This window comes from Bacillus sp. KH172YL63 (assembly GCF_011398925.1).
Lineage (GTDB): Bacteria > Bacillota > Bacilli > Bacillales > Bacillaceae_B > Rossellomorea.
Map to the genome: position 1 here is coordinate 1151319 of NZ_AP022842.1, position 20105 is coordinate 1171423.

Annotated in this window: 21 protein-coding genes; 16 read left to right on the forward strand and 5 right to left on the reverse strand. The window is 47.0% G+C overall.

What is annotated here, in order from left to right; all coding sequences use genetic code 11:
- Positions 1-26 precede the first annotated feature (26 nt).
- The 3 genes from KH172YL63_RS05760 to KH172YL63_RS05770 all read left to right on the forward strand — a co-directional run bounded on the left by KH172YL63_RS05760 (position 27) and on the right by KH172YL63_RS05770 (position 2772).
- Entirely contained in the window at positions 27-413 is a 387-nt protein-coding gene (locus KH172YL63_RS05760; RefSeq protein WP_173105203.1) for a nuclear transport factor 2 family protein, read from the forward strand.
- Positions 414-488: 75 nt separating this feature from the next.
- A complete protein-coding gene (locus KH172YL63_RS05765) occupies positions 489-1391 on the forward strand; it encodes an AEC family transporter (protein WP_173105204.1) in 903 nt (300 codons plus the stop codon).
- 130 nt (positions 1392-1521) lie between these two features.
- A complete protein-coding gene (locus KH172YL63_RS05770) occupies positions 1522-2772 on the forward strand; it encodes a YeeE/YedE family protein (protein WP_173105205.1) in 1251 nt (416 codons plus the stop codon).
- A gap of 48 nt (positions 2773-2820) precedes the next feature.
- Here the strand turns inward: KH172YL63_RS05770 and KH172YL63_RS05775 are convergent, their stop codons facing one another.
- Both KH172YL63_RS05775 and KH172YL63_RS05780 read right to left on the reverse strand, forming a co-directional pair.
- The gene (locus tag KH172YL63_RS05775) at positions 2821-3894 is read right to left on the reverse strand and encodes a CotH kinase family protein (RefSeq protein ID WP_173105206.1); all 1074 of its coding nucleotides are present in this window, start codon (positions 3892-3894) and stop codon (positions 2821-2823) included.
- A gap of 217 nt (positions 3895-4111) precedes the next feature.
- The gene (locus KH172YL63_RS05780) at positions 4112-4669 is read right to left on the reverse strand and encodes a helix-turn-helix domain-containing protein (protein WP_173105207.1); all 558 of its coding nucleotides are present in this window, start codon (positions 4667-4669) and stop codon (positions 4112-4114) included.
- A gap of 105 nt (positions 4670-4774) precedes the next feature.
- On the opposite strand from KH172YL63_RS05780, the gene KH172YL63_RS05785 reads away from it, so the two are divergent.
- The 4 genes from KH172YL63_RS05785 to KH172YL63_RS05800 all read left to right on the forward strand — a co-directional run bounded on the left by KH172YL63_RS05785 (position 4775) and on the right by KH172YL63_RS05800 (position 7899).
- Positions 4775-5494 (forward strand): AzlC family ABC transporter permease, encoded by a 720-nt coding sequence (locus tag KH172YL63_RS05785; protein ID WP_173105208.1) that lies wholly within the window; start codon positions 4775-4777, stop codon positions 5492-5494.
- Entirely contained in the window at positions 5487-5798 is a 312-nt protein-coding gene (locus KH172YL63_RS05790) for an AzlD domain-containing protein (protein WP_173105209.1), read from the forward strand. The genes KH172YL63_RS05785 and KH172YL63_RS05790 overlap by 8 nt, the downstream gene beginning before the upstream one ends.
- 335 nt (positions 5799-6133) lie before the next feature.
- Positions 6134-7405 carry a M48 family metallopeptidase gene (locus KH172YL63_RS05795; protein WP_173105210.1) on the forward strand — a complete coding sequence of 424 codons (1272 nt, stop codon included), beginning with the start codon at positions 6134-6136 and terminating at the stop codon, positions 7403-7405.
- A gap of 173 nt (positions 7406-7578) precedes the next feature.
- Positions 7579-7899, forward strand: a complete 321-nt coding sequence (locus KH172YL63_RS05800; RefSeq protein ID WP_173105211.1) for a hypothetical protein — start codon at positions 7579-7581, stop codon at positions 7897-7899.
- A gap of 83 nt (positions 7900-7982) precedes the next feature.
- On the opposite strand, the gene KH172YL63_RS05805 is transcribed toward KH172YL63_RS05800, so the two are convergent.
- Entirely contained in the window at positions 7983-8222 is a 240-nt protein-coding gene (locus KH172YL63_RS05805; protein WP_173105212.1) for an IDEAL domain-containing protein, read from the reverse strand.
- 196 nt (positions 8223-8418) lie between these two features.
- On the opposite strand from KH172YL63_RS05805, the gene KH172YL63_RS05810 reads away from it, so the two are divergent.
- Positions 8419-8988: a competence protein ComK gene (locus KH172YL63_RS05810; RefSeq protein WP_173105213.1), complete on the forward strand. Its 570-nt coding sequence runs from the start codon at positions 8419-8421 to the stop codon at positions 8986-8988.
- 7 nt (positions 8989-8995) lie between these two features.
- Here KH172YL63_RS05810 and KH172YL63_RS05815 read toward each other — a convergent pair whose 3' ends face one another.
- Entirely contained in the window at positions 8996-9385 is a 390-nt protein-coding gene (locus KH172YL63_RS05815) for a YhjD family protein (RefSeq protein WP_173105214.1), read from the reverse strand.
- Positions 9386-9588: 203 nt separating this feature from the next.
- On the opposite strand from KH172YL63_RS05815, the gene KH172YL63_RS05820 reads away from it, so the two are divergent.
- From KH172YL63_RS05820 to lepB, 3 genes are all read left to right on the forward strand, one after another.
- Positions 9589-11559, forward strand: a complete 1971-nt coding sequence (locus tag KH172YL63_RS05820; RefSeq protein ID WP_173105215.1) for a S9 family peptidase — start codon at positions 9589-9591, stop codon at positions 11557-11559.
- Positions 11560-12213: 654 nt separating this feature from the next.
- Positions 12214-12855 carry a TVP38/TMEM64 family protein gene (locus tag KH172YL63_RS05825; protein WP_173105216.1) on the forward strand — a complete coding sequence of 214 codons (642 nt, stop codon included), beginning with the start codon at positions 12214-12216 and terminating at the stop codon, positions 12853-12855.
- Positions 12852-13412 carry a signal peptidase I gene (gene lepB, locus KH172YL63_RS05830; protein ID WP_232066132.1) on the forward strand — a complete coding sequence of 187 codons (561 nt, stop codon included), beginning with the start codon at positions 12852-12854 and terminating at the stop codon, positions 13410-13412. Before KH172YL63_RS05825 ends, lepB begins: the two co-directional genes overlap by 4 nt.
- 141 nt (positions 13413-13553) lie before the next feature.
- Here the strand turns inward: lepB and KH172YL63_RS05835 are convergent, their stop codons facing one another.
- Positions 13554-15056: an HD-GYP domain-containing protein gene (locus tag KH172YL63_RS05835; RefSeq protein ID WP_173105218.1), complete on the reverse strand. Its 1503-nt coding sequence runs from the start codon at positions 15054-15056 to the stop codon at positions 13554-13556.
- Positions 15057-15287: 231 nt separating this feature from the next.
- Between KH172YL63_RS05835 and fabG the strand changes: the two genes are divergently transcribed.
- From fabG to KH172YL63_RS05860, 5 genes are all read left to right on the forward strand, one after another.
- The gene (gene fabG, locus KH172YL63_RS05840; protein WP_173105219.1) at positions 15288-16031 is read left to right on the forward strand and encodes a 3-oxoacyl-ACP reductase FabG; all 744 of its coding nucleotides are present in this window, start codon (positions 15288-15290) and stop codon (positions 16029-16031) included.
- 26 nt (positions 16032-16057) lie between these two features.
- On the forward strand, positions 16058-17233 hold the full coding sequence (locus KH172YL63_RS05845; RefSeq protein WP_173105220.1) for a thiolase family protein: 1176 nt from the start codon (positions 16058-16060) through the stop codon (positions 17231-17233).
- A gap of 166 nt (positions 17234-17399) precedes the next feature.
- Positions 17400-18569, forward strand: a complete 1170-nt coding sequence (locus KH172YL63_RS05850; RefSeq protein ID WP_442858753.1) for an endonuclease — start codon at positions 17400-17402, stop codon at positions 18567-18569.
- Between the two features lie 160 nt (positions 18570-18729).
- Entirely contained in the window at positions 18730-19278 is a 549-nt protein-coding gene (locus tag KH172YL63_RS05855) for a GNAT family N-acetyltransferase (RefSeq protein WP_173105221.1), read from the forward strand.
- Between the two features lie 439 nt (positions 19279-19717).
- Positions 19718-20104, forward strand: a complete 387-nt coding sequence (locus KH172YL63_RS05860; protein WP_173105222.1) for a VOC family protein — start codon at positions 19718-19720, stop codon at positions 20102-20104.
- The last annotated feature ends 1 nt before the right edge of the window (position 20105 follow it).

Below are 20105 nucleotides of genomic sequence, written 5' to 3' on the forward strand. Positions count from 1 at the left end.
TATGTCAATGAAAAGAGGTGTGAGCAATGGAAGATGAAAATAAGACAGATGATCAGATGTTAAAGAAGCATATTCAATTTCTTGAAGAAGCCCTTCTTGATCCTGGGGTCCGTACCGATCGTGAGTCATTGGAGCGGCTGCTGGCTGAAAGTTTTATCGAATTCGGGAGTTCCGGTACCGTATGGAAAAGAAAAGACTGCCTGGGGGAAAGCGGGCTCAGCGTCAGAAACTTTCATCTCTATGATTTCAACCTCGAATCCTTGGCTGACAACGTCGTCCTCGCAACCTATCGATTGCATGATAGGACAAGAGGGCAGCACACTTTACGCAGTTCTATATGGAAAGCAGCCGATGGAGGGTGGCAGATGTGTTTTCATCAGGGGACTGTTACCGATCAAAATGAATTCCTTTGAAGCGTAGATATGATACACTGAGGCTTGACTCCCATAGTCAAGTCTCTTTCACTTTAATAGATTGTGGTGACATACATGGATGTAATTTTGATTGTGCTGCCGGCATTGCTTGTGTTTGCCGTTGGATATGTCGGTCAGAAGAAGCTTGGTTTCGAGATCAATTCTATTTCGAAGATGGCCATTTATTTAATGTATCCGTTCCTGGCTTTCAAGACCTTTTATGAAAATGAACTCAATATGGATTACGCTTATATTTTTCTCTTTTGCATCGGTCTGTGTCTGATCTTGATCCTTGCGATTAAAATCGTCGCCAAGATCAGGAATTATCCCAAACCGAAAGTCTCTGCCATGATTCTTTCAGGTGTGTTCATGAATTCGGGGAACTATGGGGTTCCGATCATCCTGTTCGGTTTCGGGGAGCTTGGTTTCCGGTATGCGGTCATCATGATGGTCATTCAGTCATTCCTCATGAATACGATCGGGTTATACTATGCGATCAGCGGAAGTGGACAGGCGAGGGGTTCGAAGGATATTTGGGTGAAGATCGCCACTATGCCGATCCTCCATGGTGCTGCGCTGGGTCTTGCTTTCCAGCTGCTGAATGTCCATGTGCCATTATTTCTGCATCAAACAATTGATTTGATCTCACAGGCGACAATTCCGACAATCATGGTGGTGCTCGGGATGCAGCTGGCTACTTTAGGCGGGAAGAAGGTGGAACGAAGTGCACTTTCCTTCATAGTCATCATGCGGATGGTGGCATCGCCGGTTCTTGCACTTCTACTTGTTTCACTGCTGCCGATTTCATCCACATTGGGGTCGATCCTCATTATTTTGGCAAGCATGCCGACTGCAGCAAACACGACGATGTTTTCCCTCCAGTTCAACACAGAGCCGGATTTAGTATCAGCAAGCACACTCGTCACTACACTCATGAGCATAGTGACGATTCCAATCATGCTTGCACTTGTGTCTTAATGAGCTGTCGAGAGTGTCCTCTCGACAGCTTTTTTTGTTCATGAAAAAATTATTTTGACAGACGTCTTCCAATCTATTAAGATGGTTAAATGAATTCCAACCAAATCAATCAACTTTAGGAGGATTATATATGTCTGGCTATGTTCAACCTATCAATGAACAAAAAGGACCCCAGAAGCAAAGTACGGAATTGAATGCACCACAGATGCCATTGGTGGCTGGTGGAATCATCGTCACTGCGGTTCTGGGCCTATATCTTTTATTCACACAAGAAATCTCCCAGACCGTCTTGCTACTTCTTGGGTTGCTGTTAGGATATACATTATTCCACGCCCGATTCGGCTTCACTTCAGCGTTCCGGAGAGTGATGTCAGTAGGGAACGGACAGGCGTTGCGCGCCCATATGCTCATGCTTGCCGTTGCAGTAACGCTGTTTGCACCGATCCTTGCGACAGGCTTCACATTCTTTGGCGGTGAAGCGGCAGGATATGTGGCGCCGGTCGGTGTCAGCTTGTTTGTAGGAGCCTTCCTGTTCGGAATCGGCATGCAGCTTGGAGGCGGATGTGCGTCAGGTACCCTGTATGCGATCGGCGGGGGACGTTCTGTGATGTTCATTACTCTGTTGTTCTTCATCGTAGGAGCGACTGTCGGTGCTTATCACCTTCCGTTTTGGACACAGGAACTGCCATCATTTGCACCTGTTTCATTGGCAACGTCCACTGGCTTGGGGTACTTTGGTGCCTGGGTCGTTTCCCTATTATTCTTTGCACTGGTAGCGTGGACCACGCTGCGAATTGAAAAGAAGAAGAATCCTCCCCGTATGGCGGCACTTCCATCAACGAAAGGATGGAAGAGGGTGTTACGCGGATCATGGCCGATGTTTACCGCAGGGATCGTCCTTGCTGTCTTGAATGCCCTCACCCTCATGACAAGGGGAAACCCTTGGGGGATCACGTCTGCCTTCGCCCTTTGGGGATCTAAAGTCGCAGATGTATTCGGTGTAGATGTTGCGGGCTGGGGCTACTGGTCTGGCGCCAATGCCGAGGCACTTCAGGCTTCAATCATGGCCGACTCGACCACTGTCCTGAACTTCGGTGTCATCCTGGGTGCATTTCTTGCATCGGCTGCAGGCGGATTATTCCGATTCAATAAAATCACCGGTAAAAATGCGATGGCATCAGTCATCGGTGGCCTGTTGATGGGGTATGGTGCACGCCTTGCATTCGGATGTAATATCGGGGCGTACTTCGGTGGAATCGCATCCTTCAGCCTTCATGGCTACATCTGGGGAATCCTTGCCCTTGCAGGTACATTCCTGGCTCTGTATCTCCGACCGCTCTTTGGGTTGTCGGTACCAAAGCCGAAGGATACATTTTGCTGATTCCATTGTTTGATAAACTGCTTGTGACCATGGTCACAGGCAGTTTTTTTATTTGAGGAACATCAATTCCCTTTTTAAAAAGGCATTCCGGTCCTTGATGAACTGAAAGATGAAGGCAGGCTCTTCATCATATGCATCGATATTGTCCTGGAAGTGGGGATCCATCAACACATAGGGACGTAATGCAGTATGGAGCGTCATCACTTTCTCTTCCAGATAATTAACCGTAAAGATCGTCTCAAGGAGTTCCTCCAGAATCTTTTTATACATATTCCGGAAACTCGATGATTTCATCAACTGTGCCGTAAGGTGGTTTTTGCTTTTACCTGTCAGGGGAAGGTAATCCCATTCCATCACACCGCCGTTCACTTTTCGTCCGAATGTCGCATCATAGTCCCAAGGAATGATGTTGAACTGCTTTTTCTCCCCGTCCCTGTATAAGGCATAGTTATGGGTGAAGCCGTCATTATTCATCGTGCATACGGCACCGGCGAGCCATCGTAAGTAGTTCTCGACATTCAATACTTTTGGTATTTCCTTTTGGAATGATAACCGGGAGGGGGTGTTGATGGTTCTGATGAAAGAGATGAGATGGTGGTCATCCTTCATTTTTCCCACCTTACGCACGTAACCGGAAGTGAGTCCCCGCTTTTTCTTTTGGGAGAAATCCGCTTTATTATTTACCGCGTAATAAATCGGTCCGAAAGGGAGGTTCCTTTTCGTTAAATATTGTTCATTGACGGACTCGAGCTGAAGATAGAGGCCAAGGGGTGCGCCGTCCATGGTCAGGAAAACATGCTTGCTTTCCGGCGAATGGATCCCTATGTCACGCATGAAATCAAGAGAAAGCTTGTTCCTGAAATGGGCCGGATCATAGGCTTCTGCATTCAGGTGGATCTCTTCAGGGTAGTCAGCACCCCTATTCTGCACAAACTCAACCTGGTAGGATTTCTTTTCTAACTTTCTTGTATATGATCCCCGATACCGAATGGCGATGTCGTGAACATCTTCTTCCATGCGGATTTTTGCGGGGACGGGCTTTTTACTCGAAACATCCCGTTGCAGTTTTTTTAAATCACTCTCTTCAAAATGGAGGTCATATGAGGGTAAGGATACAACCATCTATTACCTTCTCCTTTCATTTGCTTCCTTCCACGCACGACTAGGCGGGAGAATGTTTCACTGTATGATGTAATAGTGTATTATTCTCCTGCTCTCCTTGACATTGAAAGTTGCAAAGAAAATGAGTACTGAAGCAGAACGAAAAAAAACCGGACGGCCACCCCATTCCTTGAAGAATGTCGGATGAACGCCCGGATTTCACCGGTCAGTTTCTAGTTTATTCTCCCCCATAATAAATGACCATTTGACAAACAGCCATTTCCCCGGTGTCGTTGGTATATTCATGGCCCGAGTCTGCGGCAAAACGGATCGAGCTCCCCTCAGTCAGGTCATATGTTTCCCCGCCTATCTTCAGTCTGATGCTTCCTGACAGCACCGTGATGTATTCTTCCACACCCTTCGTATGTCCGTCATTTTTGTAGGCGCAGCCGTGCTTCAGCTCAACCCGGTAGCTCTCCCATTTCTTCAGGGGATCGAAGGGGAAGATGGGATAGACGATATAATGTCCGTCATCTTCGAGCACTGGTTGAACATCTTCATAATGGATGATGGAGACCTGGCTTGCCGGCTTTTCGATCAAGGAAGAAAAAGACACCTTTAACCCATTGGCGATTTTCCAAAGTATTGCAACGGTAGGATTTGAATCCCCCCGTTCAATTTGTCCGATCATCGCCTTGCTCACGCCTGTACGCTCTGCCATCTGTTCCAGGCTGAATCCCCGTTCCCGTCTGATCCTTCTGATATTCTCCCCAATCTGCAGTGGGAAATGTTCCATATTCATGCCCCCTCTTGTATACTATAACGTCTATATGTATAATATAATAAATTATCAAAAAAGTGAAAAAACGTATGTATTTTCTATTATAAAGGATGTGAGCCGATGGAAGCACTTCTTTCAAGAAAAAAGGTGAGTGATTTTCGCCTTGGCCTTCAAGGCGGATTGAGTATCGCCATTGGGTATATGCCTGTGGCATTAACCTTTGGTTTGTTGGCCCGTACGACAGGGCTGACGGTCGCGGAAACGGTCCTGATGAGCATGCTCGTGTTTGCAGGTGCGGCCCAATATATTTCGTTGAGTCTGATCGCGGTGGGAACCGGAATCATAGAGATTATTCTCACCACGTTCATCGTCAACATACGCCATTTCCTCATGTCTGCCTCCCTGAGTGAAAAGCTCGATGAGGACCGTTTATTCAAGAAGCTCTTTTTTGCGTTCGGCATCACAGATGAAACCTTTACAGTCATCAGTGTCAAAGAAGGCAGGGTGAGAACGGGGTTTGTCTTCGGCGTCATGCTCATTTCATACGGTAGCTGGGTCGTGAATTCGGGGGTCGGGTATTTTATCGGGGAAATCCTTCCTGAATTCCTGCAGGCAAGTATGACGATCGCCCTTTACGCCATGTTTGTCGGACTGCTCGTGCCTTCCATGAAAAAAAGTGCAAAGGTCACATTATTGGCTGTGACAGCGGGGGCTCTGAACAGTGTACTCCTGTATACGACGAATCTGTCCAATGGATGGTCGATTGTGACGGCCACCATCGTGTCGGCAATCGTAGTGGAACTAGTTGGGCTGAAGAAAGGGGGAGGAAGAGATGAATAGCGCTATTGTATGGATGATTCTTGGCATGGCGGTGGTCACATATATTCCAAGGATGCTTCCCTTCCTTGTGTTTAAAGGAAAAGAACTTCCTCCATTTCTTCAGGGTGTGCTGAGGAATGTGCCATTTGCCGTACTGGGTGCATTGATTTTCCCGAGCATCCTGTTCATACAGGAAGGAAACCTCCTGTTCGGCTTCGTCGGGACGGCTGCCGCTTTTCTCATCGCTTTTCTCGGAGCGAACGTCATCCTCGTCGTCATCGGGTCGATTGCCGTATTGTCCCTGTATTCGGTTTTCTTCATGTAACTTGGGGTTGGGATAAAACGGTGCCCGCCAATGAAACGTCTGAACGAATGATTTGTAAAAAATCTACTTCGTTCGGATTTTTTTATGCGATCAGTCCTTGCCTGTATTTAGCAGGTTCCGGCTGTTGATTGGCGTGCAAAGCGGATACTCCTTCGGGAAAAGCAGGGGAGATGTGACCCCGCAGGAGTGCATAGATATGTCCCACCCTCTTTTTTATATTTTCATTGTGGAAGTTATAATGTAAGAAAGAGCAGGTCAACGTGAAAAGGTGTTTAGGTTCTAAAACGTTGGACAGGGTATTACATATAGTAGTGAAGAAGAAGGGGGGAAGCGTATTGGCTAGAAAATGGGCAGTCAGGTCGATACTGGCTTATATATTATTAGGCTTATTTTTGTATGTATATTTATTTTTCCTGGCGGATTCCACTTTACCTGATATGTATAAAGGAAGCAGTGCGGATCCAACCACATTTATGAACGAAAAGGAAATTATGCTGAGTGAGGACTTTTCGAAAATCAAAAATCTCTTGTTCTTTTTATCGACTCCATATGAATGGTTGTTTTATTTATTGATTTTGATCCTTGGTGCATCACGCATGTTTGAGAAGTGGGCGAGGGGGACGGTGAAAAACGGATTCCTGCAAACGGCCATATACTTATTCTGGCTATCGATTGCATCTTTTGCAGCCATCTTTCCGCTTCAATATCTCTCTTATAAGATCTCAAAGAGCTACCATATTTCCACTCAGACCTTCTCGATGTGGATGAAGGATGAAATCACGGATTTCTGGGTGAATTATCTGATCATGTTCATCATCGTCTCGGTTCTTTATGGCTTGATGAAACGGTTCAAGCAGCGGTGGTGGCTTGCGGCCTGGGCATTGTCTGTACCGTTTACGGTCTTCATGATGTTCGTGCAGCCCGTCTTGATCGATCCATTGTACAATGACTTCTATCCACTGAAAGATAAAGTATTGGAAGAGGAGATCCTGTCCCTTGCAGAGAGGGCGAACATCCCGGCCGATCATGTCTTCGAAGTCGACATGTCGGAAAAGACCAATTCCCTGAACGCGTACGTGACCGGAGTCGGGTCGAATTCAAGGATCGTCCTTTGGGATACGACCCTTGAGAAAATGACAGACAAAGAAATCCTCTTCGTCATGGCCCATGAAATGGCCCACTATGTAGAAAAACACATCTATATCGGGATTGCCATTTATCTTATCCTGTCCTTCTTCGGGTTGTTCCTGACATCCAAGTTGATGAGGGGGATCGTCGCGAATCATAAGGACGATCTCAAAGTATCGAGCGTGTCGAGCCTGAGCTCGCTCCCGCTGTTTCTCATGATCACATCGATGCTGTTGTTCACCGTCAGTCCTCTGAGCAATTGGATCTCCCGCTATCAGGAAACAAGGGCGGACCGATATGCCATTGAAATGACCGGAGATAAAGAAGCAGCCATTTCGTCCTTCCAGAAGCTGTCGAAGGTGGGCTTATCCCAAGTGAATCCACCCCTCTTAGTGAAGATTTTCCGCTACGGGCATCCGACCATGCTTGAGCGTCTGTCTATGCTGGAAGAATATGAGGTTGAAAAACAGGAAGACTAAAGAAGAAGGACCTGATCCCTTATATAAAGGGAAGCGGGTCCTTTTTTATGAATCGGTTCCTGAGAAAAATATTCTCATGCACATCTCGAGATAATTATAATATTCAGAACACTTTCATGTTAAATGTGGTAAAATAAGGGATATTGTGAATTCTACTCAAGGGGGCATGGGGAATGGAAAGTGTCTTACACAAGAAGGTAGTACAATTGTTCATTAAAGTTGCTTTTACAATGTTGGCATTATTGGGGATCCCGTATTTGAGTTACCTTGAAACGGGCAGACCGATGCTGGAATGGTCATTAATCATCGGGGTTTTGGTCACGCTGACCATCATCTATGTCAATGGCGACGGTTATTTTTACAGACCGGGACAGTACCTCATGAAGCAAAAGAAAAAAATGTTTTATCAATCGATTTCTTTTTGGACGGCTTTTTTATTTACGGTCGCAGCCTTCTATTTCACGATGAAAGCATACGGGAATATTTTACTGTAGATGAGCGGACGCCTGCCGGTGATGATAATGGCCCGTCCATTATAAAAGGAGATAGCTGACCCTCAAAGAGAGCCAGCTATTTTTTATGAACCGTAGCTTACGTTCAGTGTTTTCAATTCTTCGGTCAGCTTCATGAATAGAGGTTTATCATGTTGATCCAGGGCGGCGTCAATGTCTGTTAGAAGTCTGTCTTTCTGCGACTTGAGGATGCTTTCATGGACAACCATATCAATGTAGATCTCCATAACGCTTCTTCCAGCGGCTTTTTTGCGGGTCATCGCAGAAGCTTTCATCAATTCGGTATAGGACTTTTTGTTTTCCATATACGATCACCTCTGAATTCTTTTTATTAGTATATGGGGGAAGGAGTGAAAACTCAACCTAAAATTTAAATATTCTGAAAATTTTTTAAAGGTTGCTATTGGGGTGTGAATGATTTCAGAATTTTTAAAAATATAGGAGACATAAGTCGGGATTTATGGTATTATTTTGGAGAAAAATGTAAATGGAGGCGATGAAATGAGAGAAAAATCTCGAATTATAGAAGAATATGAAGTGAATCCACATACGATGATCCTTCAGCCTATGGAATATGGTGCCAGGACATTTACAAAAATCATAGAAGTTGATGATGTATTGGTGTCTCCATTTAAACCCTTTGATATCATAAAGAAAAGCTGTGAGTTCTTTGGATGCTCTTATGAGGGAAGAAAAGAAGGCACGAAACAGCTAACCGGTATCATCTATAAAGCCCCCATCATGGTCAATCCAGATATGTTCATCTATCTCTTTCCAACATCTTCTCCGGTCAAACAGGATTGCACCTGGGTTTCCCACTCCCATGTTCGTGGATACGAACGCTCAACAAATGGTTCGACCAAGGTTTTTCTTCACAATAACGAGTCCTGCATCGTGCCGATTTCCTACAGTTCTTTTGAAAATCAGATGCTCCGCACGTCCGACCTGCGCATCGCATACACCCAGCGTGTCTCGGAAATGGAGAGCAAGTATCATACGAAGCTTCAGGCCCAAAGTAACAATGTGAAGACATTTTACTTTAATCGCCATGCCCACAAAACCGATGCGTGAGCCATGATCACGCTTCTTTAGTTGTATCGGCTTTTGTTTCAAGGAACCTGCGGTACAAATAATGGCGCATTAAATCCTCAACCCGGTTCCTTAAGCGGGGATTAAAGTAGTTATGATGTTCTTCATACCCCTTATAGAGGAACATATACATCGTAAAAGCATCATCCGACTGCATCCGCTCAACCTTCATCTTATTCGTCCTCATGTGTTTCTTTACATGGGCGAGTTCCCCTTGTATCACCTTCATCGTTTCCTCGATCATTTCTACATATGGTCTTTTTAATTTAAATGGACAGTTGTCGACGATCTGCAGGTCACGGTTTAGAATCGTCAGTACCATGGGCAGATAAATCGCCTGCTCAAAAATATTCCGCTCGTTTTCCGGAATTCTGGTCATATGAAAAGCCCCCTTTTCACTTTTATAGAACAAATGTTCGTATTTTTATTTTACGTGGAATTCAATTTACTTTCAATAGGGAAAGTTGTAGAATTTGAATTTGTTTCTATTATGAAAATGAATCCACTTTTTTATCCATAAAGGGAATGGTATTTCAAACGTCGAAATACTACTGGAAAGAACGGGAAGGAAGGGACGTTAACATGAATAAAGGCATAAAGATCGAGGATCTCTATCAATTCAATTTCGTATCAGACCCGGTGCTCTCCCCTGATGGAGACAGCGCCGTCTTCGTCCAGACGGTCATGTGCAGGGAAAAAGACGATTATCGGTCAACGCTTCACAGCATCAATCTTCACGACCATTCGATCCGTCAATGGACGTTTGGGAGTGAAAAAGTATCTGCCCCGAGATGGTCGCCTGATGGGAAGCAGGTCATTTTCATCTCCAACAGGACGGGTGCCAATCAACTTTACCTGATTCACCGTGACGGGGGAGAGGCGCAGAAGATCACCGATGTTCCGAACGGGGTTTCTAAACCGGTCTGGTCCCCCTGTGGTGAAAAGATCGCCTTTTCGATTTCCCTGAAAAAAGGTGCCGCAGTTGACGGGAAGGAAGAAGGGGAGGAAAAACCGGTCCCGTTTGTTGCGACAACGATGAAGTATAAAAGTGATGAACGGGGCTTCCATGATGAGCGCCGTACCCAGATTGCAATCCTGGATATCTCCACCGGGGACGTGAGGAGGGTCACGGATGACGAGCATGATTACACCCTTCATTCATGGTCCCCTGATGGTGAATATCTCGCCCTTTCGACCGATCAGCAGGAAGAGAAGGATTTCTCCTTCCGTTCCGATTTGTACGTGTTGAACCTCGGCACAGAAGAGGTCCGCCAGATCAATGAGGGGGGAGGATACTTCGGTGAAGCGAGCTGGTCACCGGATGGAAAGCGGCTGGCTTATATCGGGCATGACCGGGAGTTTGAGAATGCGACTCTTCGTAAAGTATGGCTCCATGAGATTGCGACAGGATATTCTGTTTGCCTGACTGAGGGAATGGACGTTCCGGCAGGGGATTATCTCAACAGCGACAGTATTCAAGGTTCATCGGAGACGGGGATTCGCTGGTCGAAGGATAATGAAAGCTTATACTTTATCGCATCGGATGCCGGCAATACGGTCCTCTACTACGCCCACATCGATGGGGCGATTTATCCGGCACTGTTACAGGAAGAACAGCATGTGTACGGGTTCGACCTTGATTCAGACCGTCAAAGGATCCTCCTCGCCATGAGCAAACCGTCCGAGCCCGGTGAGTTATACACGCTCCATGTCCCGACAGGCGAACTGACCAAAGTCACCAACTTAAACGGTGAGTGGCTCTCGGACCGGCATATTTCCGCTCCCGAATCATTTATGTATCCCGGGGCAGGCGGCACGCTCGTGCAGGGCTGGATCATGAAGCCGGCAGGGTATGAAGAAGGAAAGAAATATCCACTGATCGTCGAAATCCATGGTGGTCCCCATACGATGTACGGCAACACCTTCTTTCATGAGTTCCAGGTGCTTGCTGACAAAGGATATGCCGTTCTCTTCGTCAATCCCCGGGGCAGCCACGGCTATGGCCAGGAGTTTGTAAATGCCGTCCGGGGTGACTATGGCGGAGGGGATTACGAAGACATCATGCTTGCTGTCGACTACGGACTGGACGCATTTCCATTCATTGATGAAACCCGGCTTGGTGTAACCGGGGGCAGCTACGGGGGATTCATGACCAACTGGATCATCGCCCATACCGACCGGTTTAAAGCGGCAGTCACACAGCGCTCCATTTCCAATTGGATCAGCTTTTACGGAGTCAGTGACATCGGATACTACTTTTCAGAATGGCAGATCCAAAGTAATCTTGGTGACGTTGAAACGTTGTGGAAGCATTCACCGCTCGCCTATGTAGGTGGAATCGAAACGCCACTGTTGATCCTTCACAGCGAAAAGGATTACCGCTGTCCGATCGAACAGGCTGAACAGCTGTTCATCGCCATGAAACGGCAAGGAAAAGAAGCGAGATTCGTCCGTTTTCCCGAATCGAACCATAACCTCTCAAGAACCGGGAAGCCTTCTTTACGGGAAGCCAGGTTACAGGAAATTGTGGATTGGTTTGACGCCCATCTGTGAATAGGAGAGCTGTCATCCCGGTTGGGTGGCAGCTTTTTGTTTTGGGGGCAATGATTAGGGAGTCGAGCATATGGGGAGGGGGGCGGTCATGAAATTGGGAAGTTGACTATACGTGGATGGAGTGGGGCATGAAATTGTGAAGTTGATAATATCCGGGGAGAAGTCGATAATAAAATAGGAAAGTCGATAATATCCGGGGTAAAGTCGATAATAAAATCAGATAGTAGATAATATCCCAACAGAAGTCCCTCATAATCCGATAACCCCCGCTAATATCCGGTTCGAATCCGCTAAGTTCTGCCTCAAACACGGTCATAAACATCATGAAACCAGCCAGTCCCCCTATAAAGAGACCCAACACCGGCCAAAATCGAAACCGCTGCCCCGCACCGGGCAAATTCCCCCAGAAACCGGGTCCTGTCACCCAGACTTACCATTCGATGCTGCAAAGGACAGAACAAGGCTCTCCTTCTCCCGAAAAATCCCCACCCAAACGTTTACATTCCCCCAATTTAGGCAAACTTGTATTAATAAAACGACGCAGAAGTTCATGATATGGAAATCCGCTTCTTGTGTGATATGATGAATAAAGGAAGTAACGTAATAATGAAATGGGCGTAACTGTTCATGGTCGTTTAAGGGGAAACATATAATATGGATATCAATAGGATAAAAGATTGGTTTACATTGGAAAATATGATGGATCTGATTCAGCAGTACCGCTCGTTTGGGCCGATTCCTGGAATCCTGCTTCCGCTTTTGGAAGCATTCCTGCCGTTTCTTCCCCTCGTTGTTTTCGTGACGGCGAATGCCAATGCCTTCGGGCTGTGGTGGGGATTTCTGTTTTCATGGATCGGTGCTACGCTTGGGGCGCTGATTGTTTTCTTGCTTGTGAGGAGATACGGTGAGACACGGGTCTTTCGTTTTTTGAGAAAGAACAGGCAGGTGAGCAGGCTGACGAAATGGGTAGACAGGCACGGGTTTGGGCCGTTGTTCATTTTATTGTGCTTTCCGTTTACTCCGTCCGCAGTCGTGAACGTTGTTGCCGGATTGTCATCCATCAGCATCGCACAGTACATGCTGGCGGTTATTACCGGGAAAATGGTGATGATCTTCACCATAAGTTTTATCGGTTATGATATTATATCTTTAGTGAAACAACCGATGCGTACAGTCATTGTGGTTGCCATTATATTCGTGTTATGGTTTGTAGGAAAACGAATTGAAATACATTTGAACAAAAAGATGGAATGGGATCAACGAATCGAACGGAAAAAGCAGGAGGAATCAAATTGAGAGAAGAGGTAAAAAGGGAAGGACTTGAATGGATCAAAGCCTTGGGAATAGGATTAATCATCTTCATCATCATTCGAACCTTCCTCTTTTCCAACTATGTGGTCGAAGGCGAATCCATGATGCCGACGCTCCAGGATGGAAATAAACTCGTTGTAAATAAAATCGGTTATCATATCGGGGAATTGGACCGCTTTGATGTAGTGGTGTTCCATGCGAACGAAAATGAAGATTATGTGAAGCGCATCATCGGGCTGCCCGGGGACAAAGTCGTGTATAAAGACGATAAGCTCTATATCAACGGGGACTATTACCCGGAAGCCTATCTTGATAAATTCAAACAGGAGTATATCGGCAGCAAGCTGACAGGGGATTTCACGCTGAAGGAAATCACCGGTGAACAAACGGTCCCGAAAGGCAAGATCTTCGTACTTGGTGACAATCGCCGTGGAAGCATGGATAGCCGTTACTTTGGATTTATCGACAGGGAGCAGATCGTCGGAAAAGTGGACCTCCGCTACTGGCCGATCAATGAGTGGGATATGCAGTTCAGAAAGTGATCATAAGATGGATACGGCTTGAGCTGTATCTTTTTTTGTTGGGAACATCATATCATTTATAAAAAAATCCGAACGATTTTGCGTCCCTTTTAGGATGCGAATGATCGTTCGGATTTTTTTGCCTTGCTAAAGAAACGGAATTCATTCTTTCTGCCTGTCAGGACCGGCTTTCGCCCTGAGGAAAGCATCGACAAATGCAGGGTCCCACTGTGTCCCTTTTCCTTCCATCAAGATGGAGAAAGCTTTCTCATCAGCCATCCCTTTCCGGTACGGTCGGTCTGAAGTCATGGCGTCAAAGGCATCTGCGACAGCAATCAACCGTCCGAACACAGGGATTATTTCTCCCTTCAAACCATCAGGGTATCCCCGGCCGTCGATCCGTTCATGATGATGCTTGATGCCGGGCAGAATCGGGAGAAGGTCTTCGGTCAATTGGACCCCTTTGACGATATCCTCGCCTATGACCGGGTGACGTTTGATCTGATCGAACTCTTCGTCTGTCAGTTTCCCTTCTTTTAATAGTACATCGTCCCGTATGCCGATTTTGCCGATGTCGTGAAGGAGGGCAGACTTCTTGAGTAGGTCGATGTCCGTCACCGGCCAGCTGCATTCCCTTGCGATCAGGACGGAATATTCGGCGACACGTTTACTGTGCCCTGCCGTATAGGGGTCTCTCGCGTCGAGTGTCCCTGCAACGACTGCAAAAAACTGGTCCAGGAGCTGCTGGTTCTTCCGGTCACGGAGGTTGATGGCCCCCACCATATGATTGAAACCGGAGAAAAGATGGGAAAACTCGTCACTGTATGTATTCACGACGGCAGTCATCTCACCTTTTTCCACTTTCCCGAACCGATCTACCAATTCTTTCACCGGTGCTTCTATACTTTTGAAAATGAGGAGTGCCCCGTAAAAAGCAAGAACGGTGATGATGAGAAGAAGAGCCCCCGCCCATTTCCAATAGTCTACAAGAAGAGCCGAGTCAGCAATTGACAGACGGATCTGGGTGGCCAGTGAAAAAAGCAGGATCGGAAACAGGGCGAGAAACAGGGAAGCGGCCAGGATTTTTCGCTTTAAGCTGATGAACAGGGTGGACTGTTGGGAAGGGTCGACACCGTAAACAGCAATGGTTGTACGTATTAGGTCTCCCTGAAGGTCCTGGCACGCCCTGAATGTTAAGAAAAATTCGATTAACGCATGGAGAATCGCCACTAAAAACGCCCCGCACCACGCATAAATGATGTAGGTGTATGGGATGTGAAGGACGCCTCCGTTTATGAATGCCACTGTCATCAGCGTGGACGGAACCGCAAGTCCGAGAAAATGAGGCAGCATGATCCGTTTCACAGTCAACAGTGGAAATCTCTCGGTTTGCCGGTAGGCTGATAGGAGGATAGCGAGCTCAGGTGCACCGTCCTGCTTATAAACCTGCTTGATCGGGTCAATATGCCTTTGGTACACAAAGAATTCACAACCGAACATCGTAAGGATCGAGAGAAAGAGAATGAGCCCCATGGCAAGGAACTCAGACTGCTTAAGGGAAAGCGTTTGGAAAATAAACACAGATCCGACGCCGAAGACTGCGATAAAGCTGCCCAACAAGTAATGTTTGATGATGGTGCGCTGGAATTGCTGGAATCTATTCAAGGATGAATCCTCCAATATCATGTACATTTAGTAGATTCATTATATAGGAAAATGCTGGTGAGTAACATGATCGTTTCAAAGCTTGACTGGTGGAAGCCGATTTTTTTATGCAGGGATTTAGTAAATATTGTCGTTTACACAGGAGAAAGCGCTATATTTGTAGAATGATTGATTGGGGGTATTCACCGTTTTCCGGTGATGACTTGAGATATAGACAAAGGAGGAACAGGGATGAGACTAGATGGAAAAGTCGCGTTGATAACCGGGGCTGCCAATGGCATCGGATATGCGGCTGCGGAAATGTTTGTAAAGGAAGGGTGCTCTATTGCACTTGTGGACTTTGATCGGGAAGCAGGGGAAGAAAGGGTGCGGAGCCTGGATGAACTTGCACAGGGGAGAGCAGCCTTTTTTCAGGGGAATGTGGCCGACCGGGCGTCTGTTGATTCTTTTATGAATGACGTGAAAGAACATTTCGGCAGAATTGATATCTTGATCAATAATGCAGGGATCACGAGGGACGGAATGCTACATAAGCTTTCGCCGGAAGATTTTCAGAAAGTGATGGACGTGAATGTGACGGGGGTGTTCAATTGTACCCAGGCGGTGCTTCCACACTTGATTCAACAGGGGAAAGGGAAAATCATCAATACCTCTTCGGTCAGCGGGATCCACGGAAATGTCGGGCAGACGAATTATGCCGCAAGCAAAGCGGCGGTAGTGGGCATGACAAAAACATGGGCAAAGGAATTGGGCCGCAAGGGGATCAATGTCAACGCAGTCGCCCCTGGTTTTATCGAAACGGGCATGGTGGCAGACATACCTGAAAAGGTCGTCGCTCAGATGAAAGCGATGATCCCGCTTGGAAGGCTCGGGAAACCGGATGATATTGCAAAAGCATACTTATATTTGGCATCTGATGACAGCGACTATGTGAATGGGACTGTTCTTCATGTTGATGGGGCCATCATGATGTAACTTGAATGGGGAAGGAAAGTGAGAAAATGAGAAATGTAGTGATTACATCGGCTTTTCGTACGCCTGTGGGTGCTTTTGGAGGCGCTTTCAAAGAGCTGCTGCCGACGGATTTGATCGTACCGGTGATGAAAGAGGCGGCAAGAGACAGTGGATTATCGGCAGGGGATATCGATGAGGTGATACTCGGGCACTGCATCCAGCGGACGGACCAGCCGAATACCGCAAGAACTGCCGCATTGCTGGCAGGGTTTGAAGATACGACGACTGGCTACACGATTCAGCGGCAATGTGCAAGCGGGATGCAGGCCATCATGTCTGCGGCGATGCAGATCCAAATGGGCATGTCGGATATTGTCCTTGCAGGCGGCGTGGAGGCAATGAGCTCAAGTCCCTATATCCTGAAGGAGCATCGCTTTGGAAAAAGACTGCAGCACAGTGAAATCAAGGATTCGGTGTGGGAGGTACTAGAAGACCCGATCCATGGCATCATGATGGGGGAAACGGCGGAGAATCTGGCAGAAACCCACTCGATTTCCCGTGAAGAACAAGATGAATACGCCGCCTTGAGCCATCAACGGGCAGTGACTGCGATGGAGAATGGATACTTCGATTCGCAAATCGTGCCCGTGAGTGTAAAGGAACGAAAAGGTGAAAAAGTGATCGGTCAGGATGAAAGCCCCCGTCCCGGTTTGCAGGTTGAAAAGCTGGAGAAGTTGAAGCCTGCTTTCCGTGATGGAGGATCGGTCACTGCCGGTAATTCCTCAAGCCTGAATGACGGCGGTGCCGCCCTGATCTTGATGAGTGAAGAAGAAGCTGCAAGACGGGGACTGGAGCCGCTCGGGAGAATCGTCGGCTACTCGGTTGCAGGCGTCGATCCGAAATTGATGGGGATCGGTCCTGTACCGGCCATTCAAAAAGGGCTGCATACGATTGAAAATTGGTCATTGGATGAAATAGATTTATTTGAGATCAATGAAGCGTTTGCCGCTCAATATTTGGCCGTGGAAAAAGAGCTCGGTCTCGACCGGGATAAAGTCAATGTCAATGGGAGCGGCATCAGCATCGGCCATCCGGTCGGATGCACAGGTGCGCGCCTCGTCGTTTCATTGGTGCATGAAATGAAGAGGCGTAAGTTGAAAAAAGGCATCGCGTCATTATGTGTTGGCGGAGGCATGGGAGCTTCCGGTGTTTTTTGTATGTAGGCAATATGACTCGGCAGGCTTCATGAAAGTATGCCGAAACATGTGCTGGGCGTCAATGTGAGTGTGAGGATAGACTCATTTATCTGTTTTTACATAAAATTAACCCTATTATGACAATGGTTGTTGTACGCTAACTATGTAGTCATACTATAAGGAGGCGAAGGGTTTGAAGTTTATTCACAAAAAGGTCATCAGCATTTTTACGGTTGTTTTTCTTTTTACAATTGCGTGTGGTCAAGTATCTCCGAATGAAATGAATGCGGCAGGGAATGGGACATGGAGTTCCCCCTATACAGTCGATCAGGCGATAGCCGATCAAAGCGGGTCGACTTTGTCGGTGGAAGGATATGTTGTCGGGCAGCCGACTTCCACGTCGACTGTTGTCACGGGCAACTTCCCGAACGATTATGCATTGGCGCTTGCAGATTCACCTTCAGAATCCAATACGAATGATATGGTGTATGTTCAAATTCCATCATCGTTCCGCTCAAGCTTCGGGCTTCAGAGCAATCCGGGATTGATGGGAGAAAAAATCAAGATAACCGGAAGTTTGACAGCCTATTTCTCTCACCCGGGTGTGAAGTCGACCTCTGCGTTTGAAGCAGTGGAAGATGGAGGGACGGACCCGACCGATCCCACTGATCCCCCGACGTACGAAGAATACTATAATGGAGCAGAAGGAAAAACGGGAGAAGTGTTGAAAACGGCATTACATAACATCATTGATGACCATCAAACCCTTTCATACGATGCCGTCTGGGATGCGTTGCGCCACACAGACGAAGATCCGAATAATCCGAATAATGTCATTCTATTATATTCAGGCCGTTCCCAATCGAAAACGACCAACGGCGGCGGTGTGAACGACTGGAACCGGGAGCACGTATGGGCGAAATCACATGGTGACTTCGGGACGGCCCAGGGACCGGGGACGGACCTTCACCATTTAAGGCCGACCGATGTGACAGTGAACTCGTCGAGGGGCAATCTCGACTTTGATAACGGAGGCAACCAGCACAGCGAAGCGCCTGGAAACTATTATGACGGCGATTCTTGGGAACCGCGTGATGAAGTGAAGGGTGACGTTGCCCGCATGATTTTCTACATGGCTGTGCGGTACGAAGGAGACAGCGGTGAACTCGATCTCGAAATGAATGATTTTGTCAACAACGGCAGTGCTCCTTATATGGGCAGGATGTCTGTGCTTCTCCAATGGAATGACGAAGATCCTGTGGATGCAACTGAACTCCGCAGAAATAATATTATCTTTGAACAATATCAAGGAAACCGAAATCCGTTTATCGATCACCCTGAATGGGCGGAAATGATTTGGTAAGCTTATTTGAAGCCTGGGATCTCCCGGGCTTTTTTTTATTTACGTAAGCATGTATCCCGATGCTTGTGTTTCAGAAAAAGGAACAGCCTTGAAACTATTTTCAGCTTATTAAAGGAAATAAAGGGAAAGGTGCAGAAGTACATATGTCGAGGTGAAAAGGATGAAACGTTTATTAACGGGCACGCGGATCTACCTGTCCGGTTTTATGGAAGAAGATATATTGCTCATAAGGGAATGGAATCAGAATGAAAAGGTCCAGAGACTGCTGGATGCAGTACCCCACAAACCGAAAACTGTAGAAGAGTTGAAGAAGTGGATGGGGGATCCGGGAAGCAACGGCTTCCGATTTGCGATCCGCCTGAAGGATAACGGAAGGATGATCGGATTTGCTGAGTTGGATGGCATCCTCTGGAATCACCGGGTTGGCGGAATCGCCATTTCAATCGGTGATGAAGAGTCCTGGGGATATGGCTACGGTAAAGAAGCGCTACAGTGCCTGCTGGCGTACGCTTTCCATGAATTGAATTTACACCGGGTCCAGCTGACGGTCTTCTCATACAATGAAAGGGCAATCTCATTATATGAATCTCTCGGGTTCCAAAAAGAAGGAAGCTACCGGGAATTTCTGCAAAGGGACGGGAAACGGCATGACATGTTCCTCTACGGGCTGTTGGCGGATGAATGGAAAGAAAGTGTGAAGGAAGGATGAGCCCGTCCTTCTTTTTTTGATTGGGGATGGATCCGAACAGTTTTTTAACTGGGGTTGAGATCATCGTTTTGGACGGAAAATGACTCATTTCTGAAGACAATGTAACCAAAATCATATGAAAGGGGAGCATAATCCGCTCATGATGGGGTGTAAGCGTCCATATCAGTCGTTTGACCCTATCCAAAACCGGTCTCAACTCTTTATATGAGCCGGTTTCAGCCCGTTATGATCCGCTTTTTGAAAATATGAGCGGCTTTCGTCCATATATGAGCGTGAATCCTGAAATATGATCCGCCTTTGAAATATATGATCTCTTTGTCGAAAAATCGTCGCTCCGTTACCTAGCATACCTTTCAGCACGCGACTTCCCATCAGCTCATGACTGATCCCCACCACGTCACCCACACCCACATCTTTTATCAAAAAAGGAGGTCCCCCCATGAACATCACAGGCATCAACCACCTAACAATCAACACGAAAAGTTTAGAGAAATCATTGCCCTTCTACCTCGGGATCCTGAAGGCAGCGCTCATCCACAGGGGGCGGAGTGACGCGTACCTTGAATGGGGACCGGTCTGGATCTGTCTTCAGGAAAAAAGCATCCCGGGCGCGGACCGGGATGGTGCTGTCGACCATATTGCATTCACGATCGATGAAGATGGCTTCTGGGAAGCTGTTCGGACTTTGAAAGAAAACGAAGTGGAGCTGATACGGACGCCGGTGAAAAGAGGGAAGGGGTGGAGTGTGATATTTAGAGCCCCTGATCATATCCGGTTCGAACTTCACACGTCCAATCTGAAGGAGAGAATGGATGTATGGCGCTAGT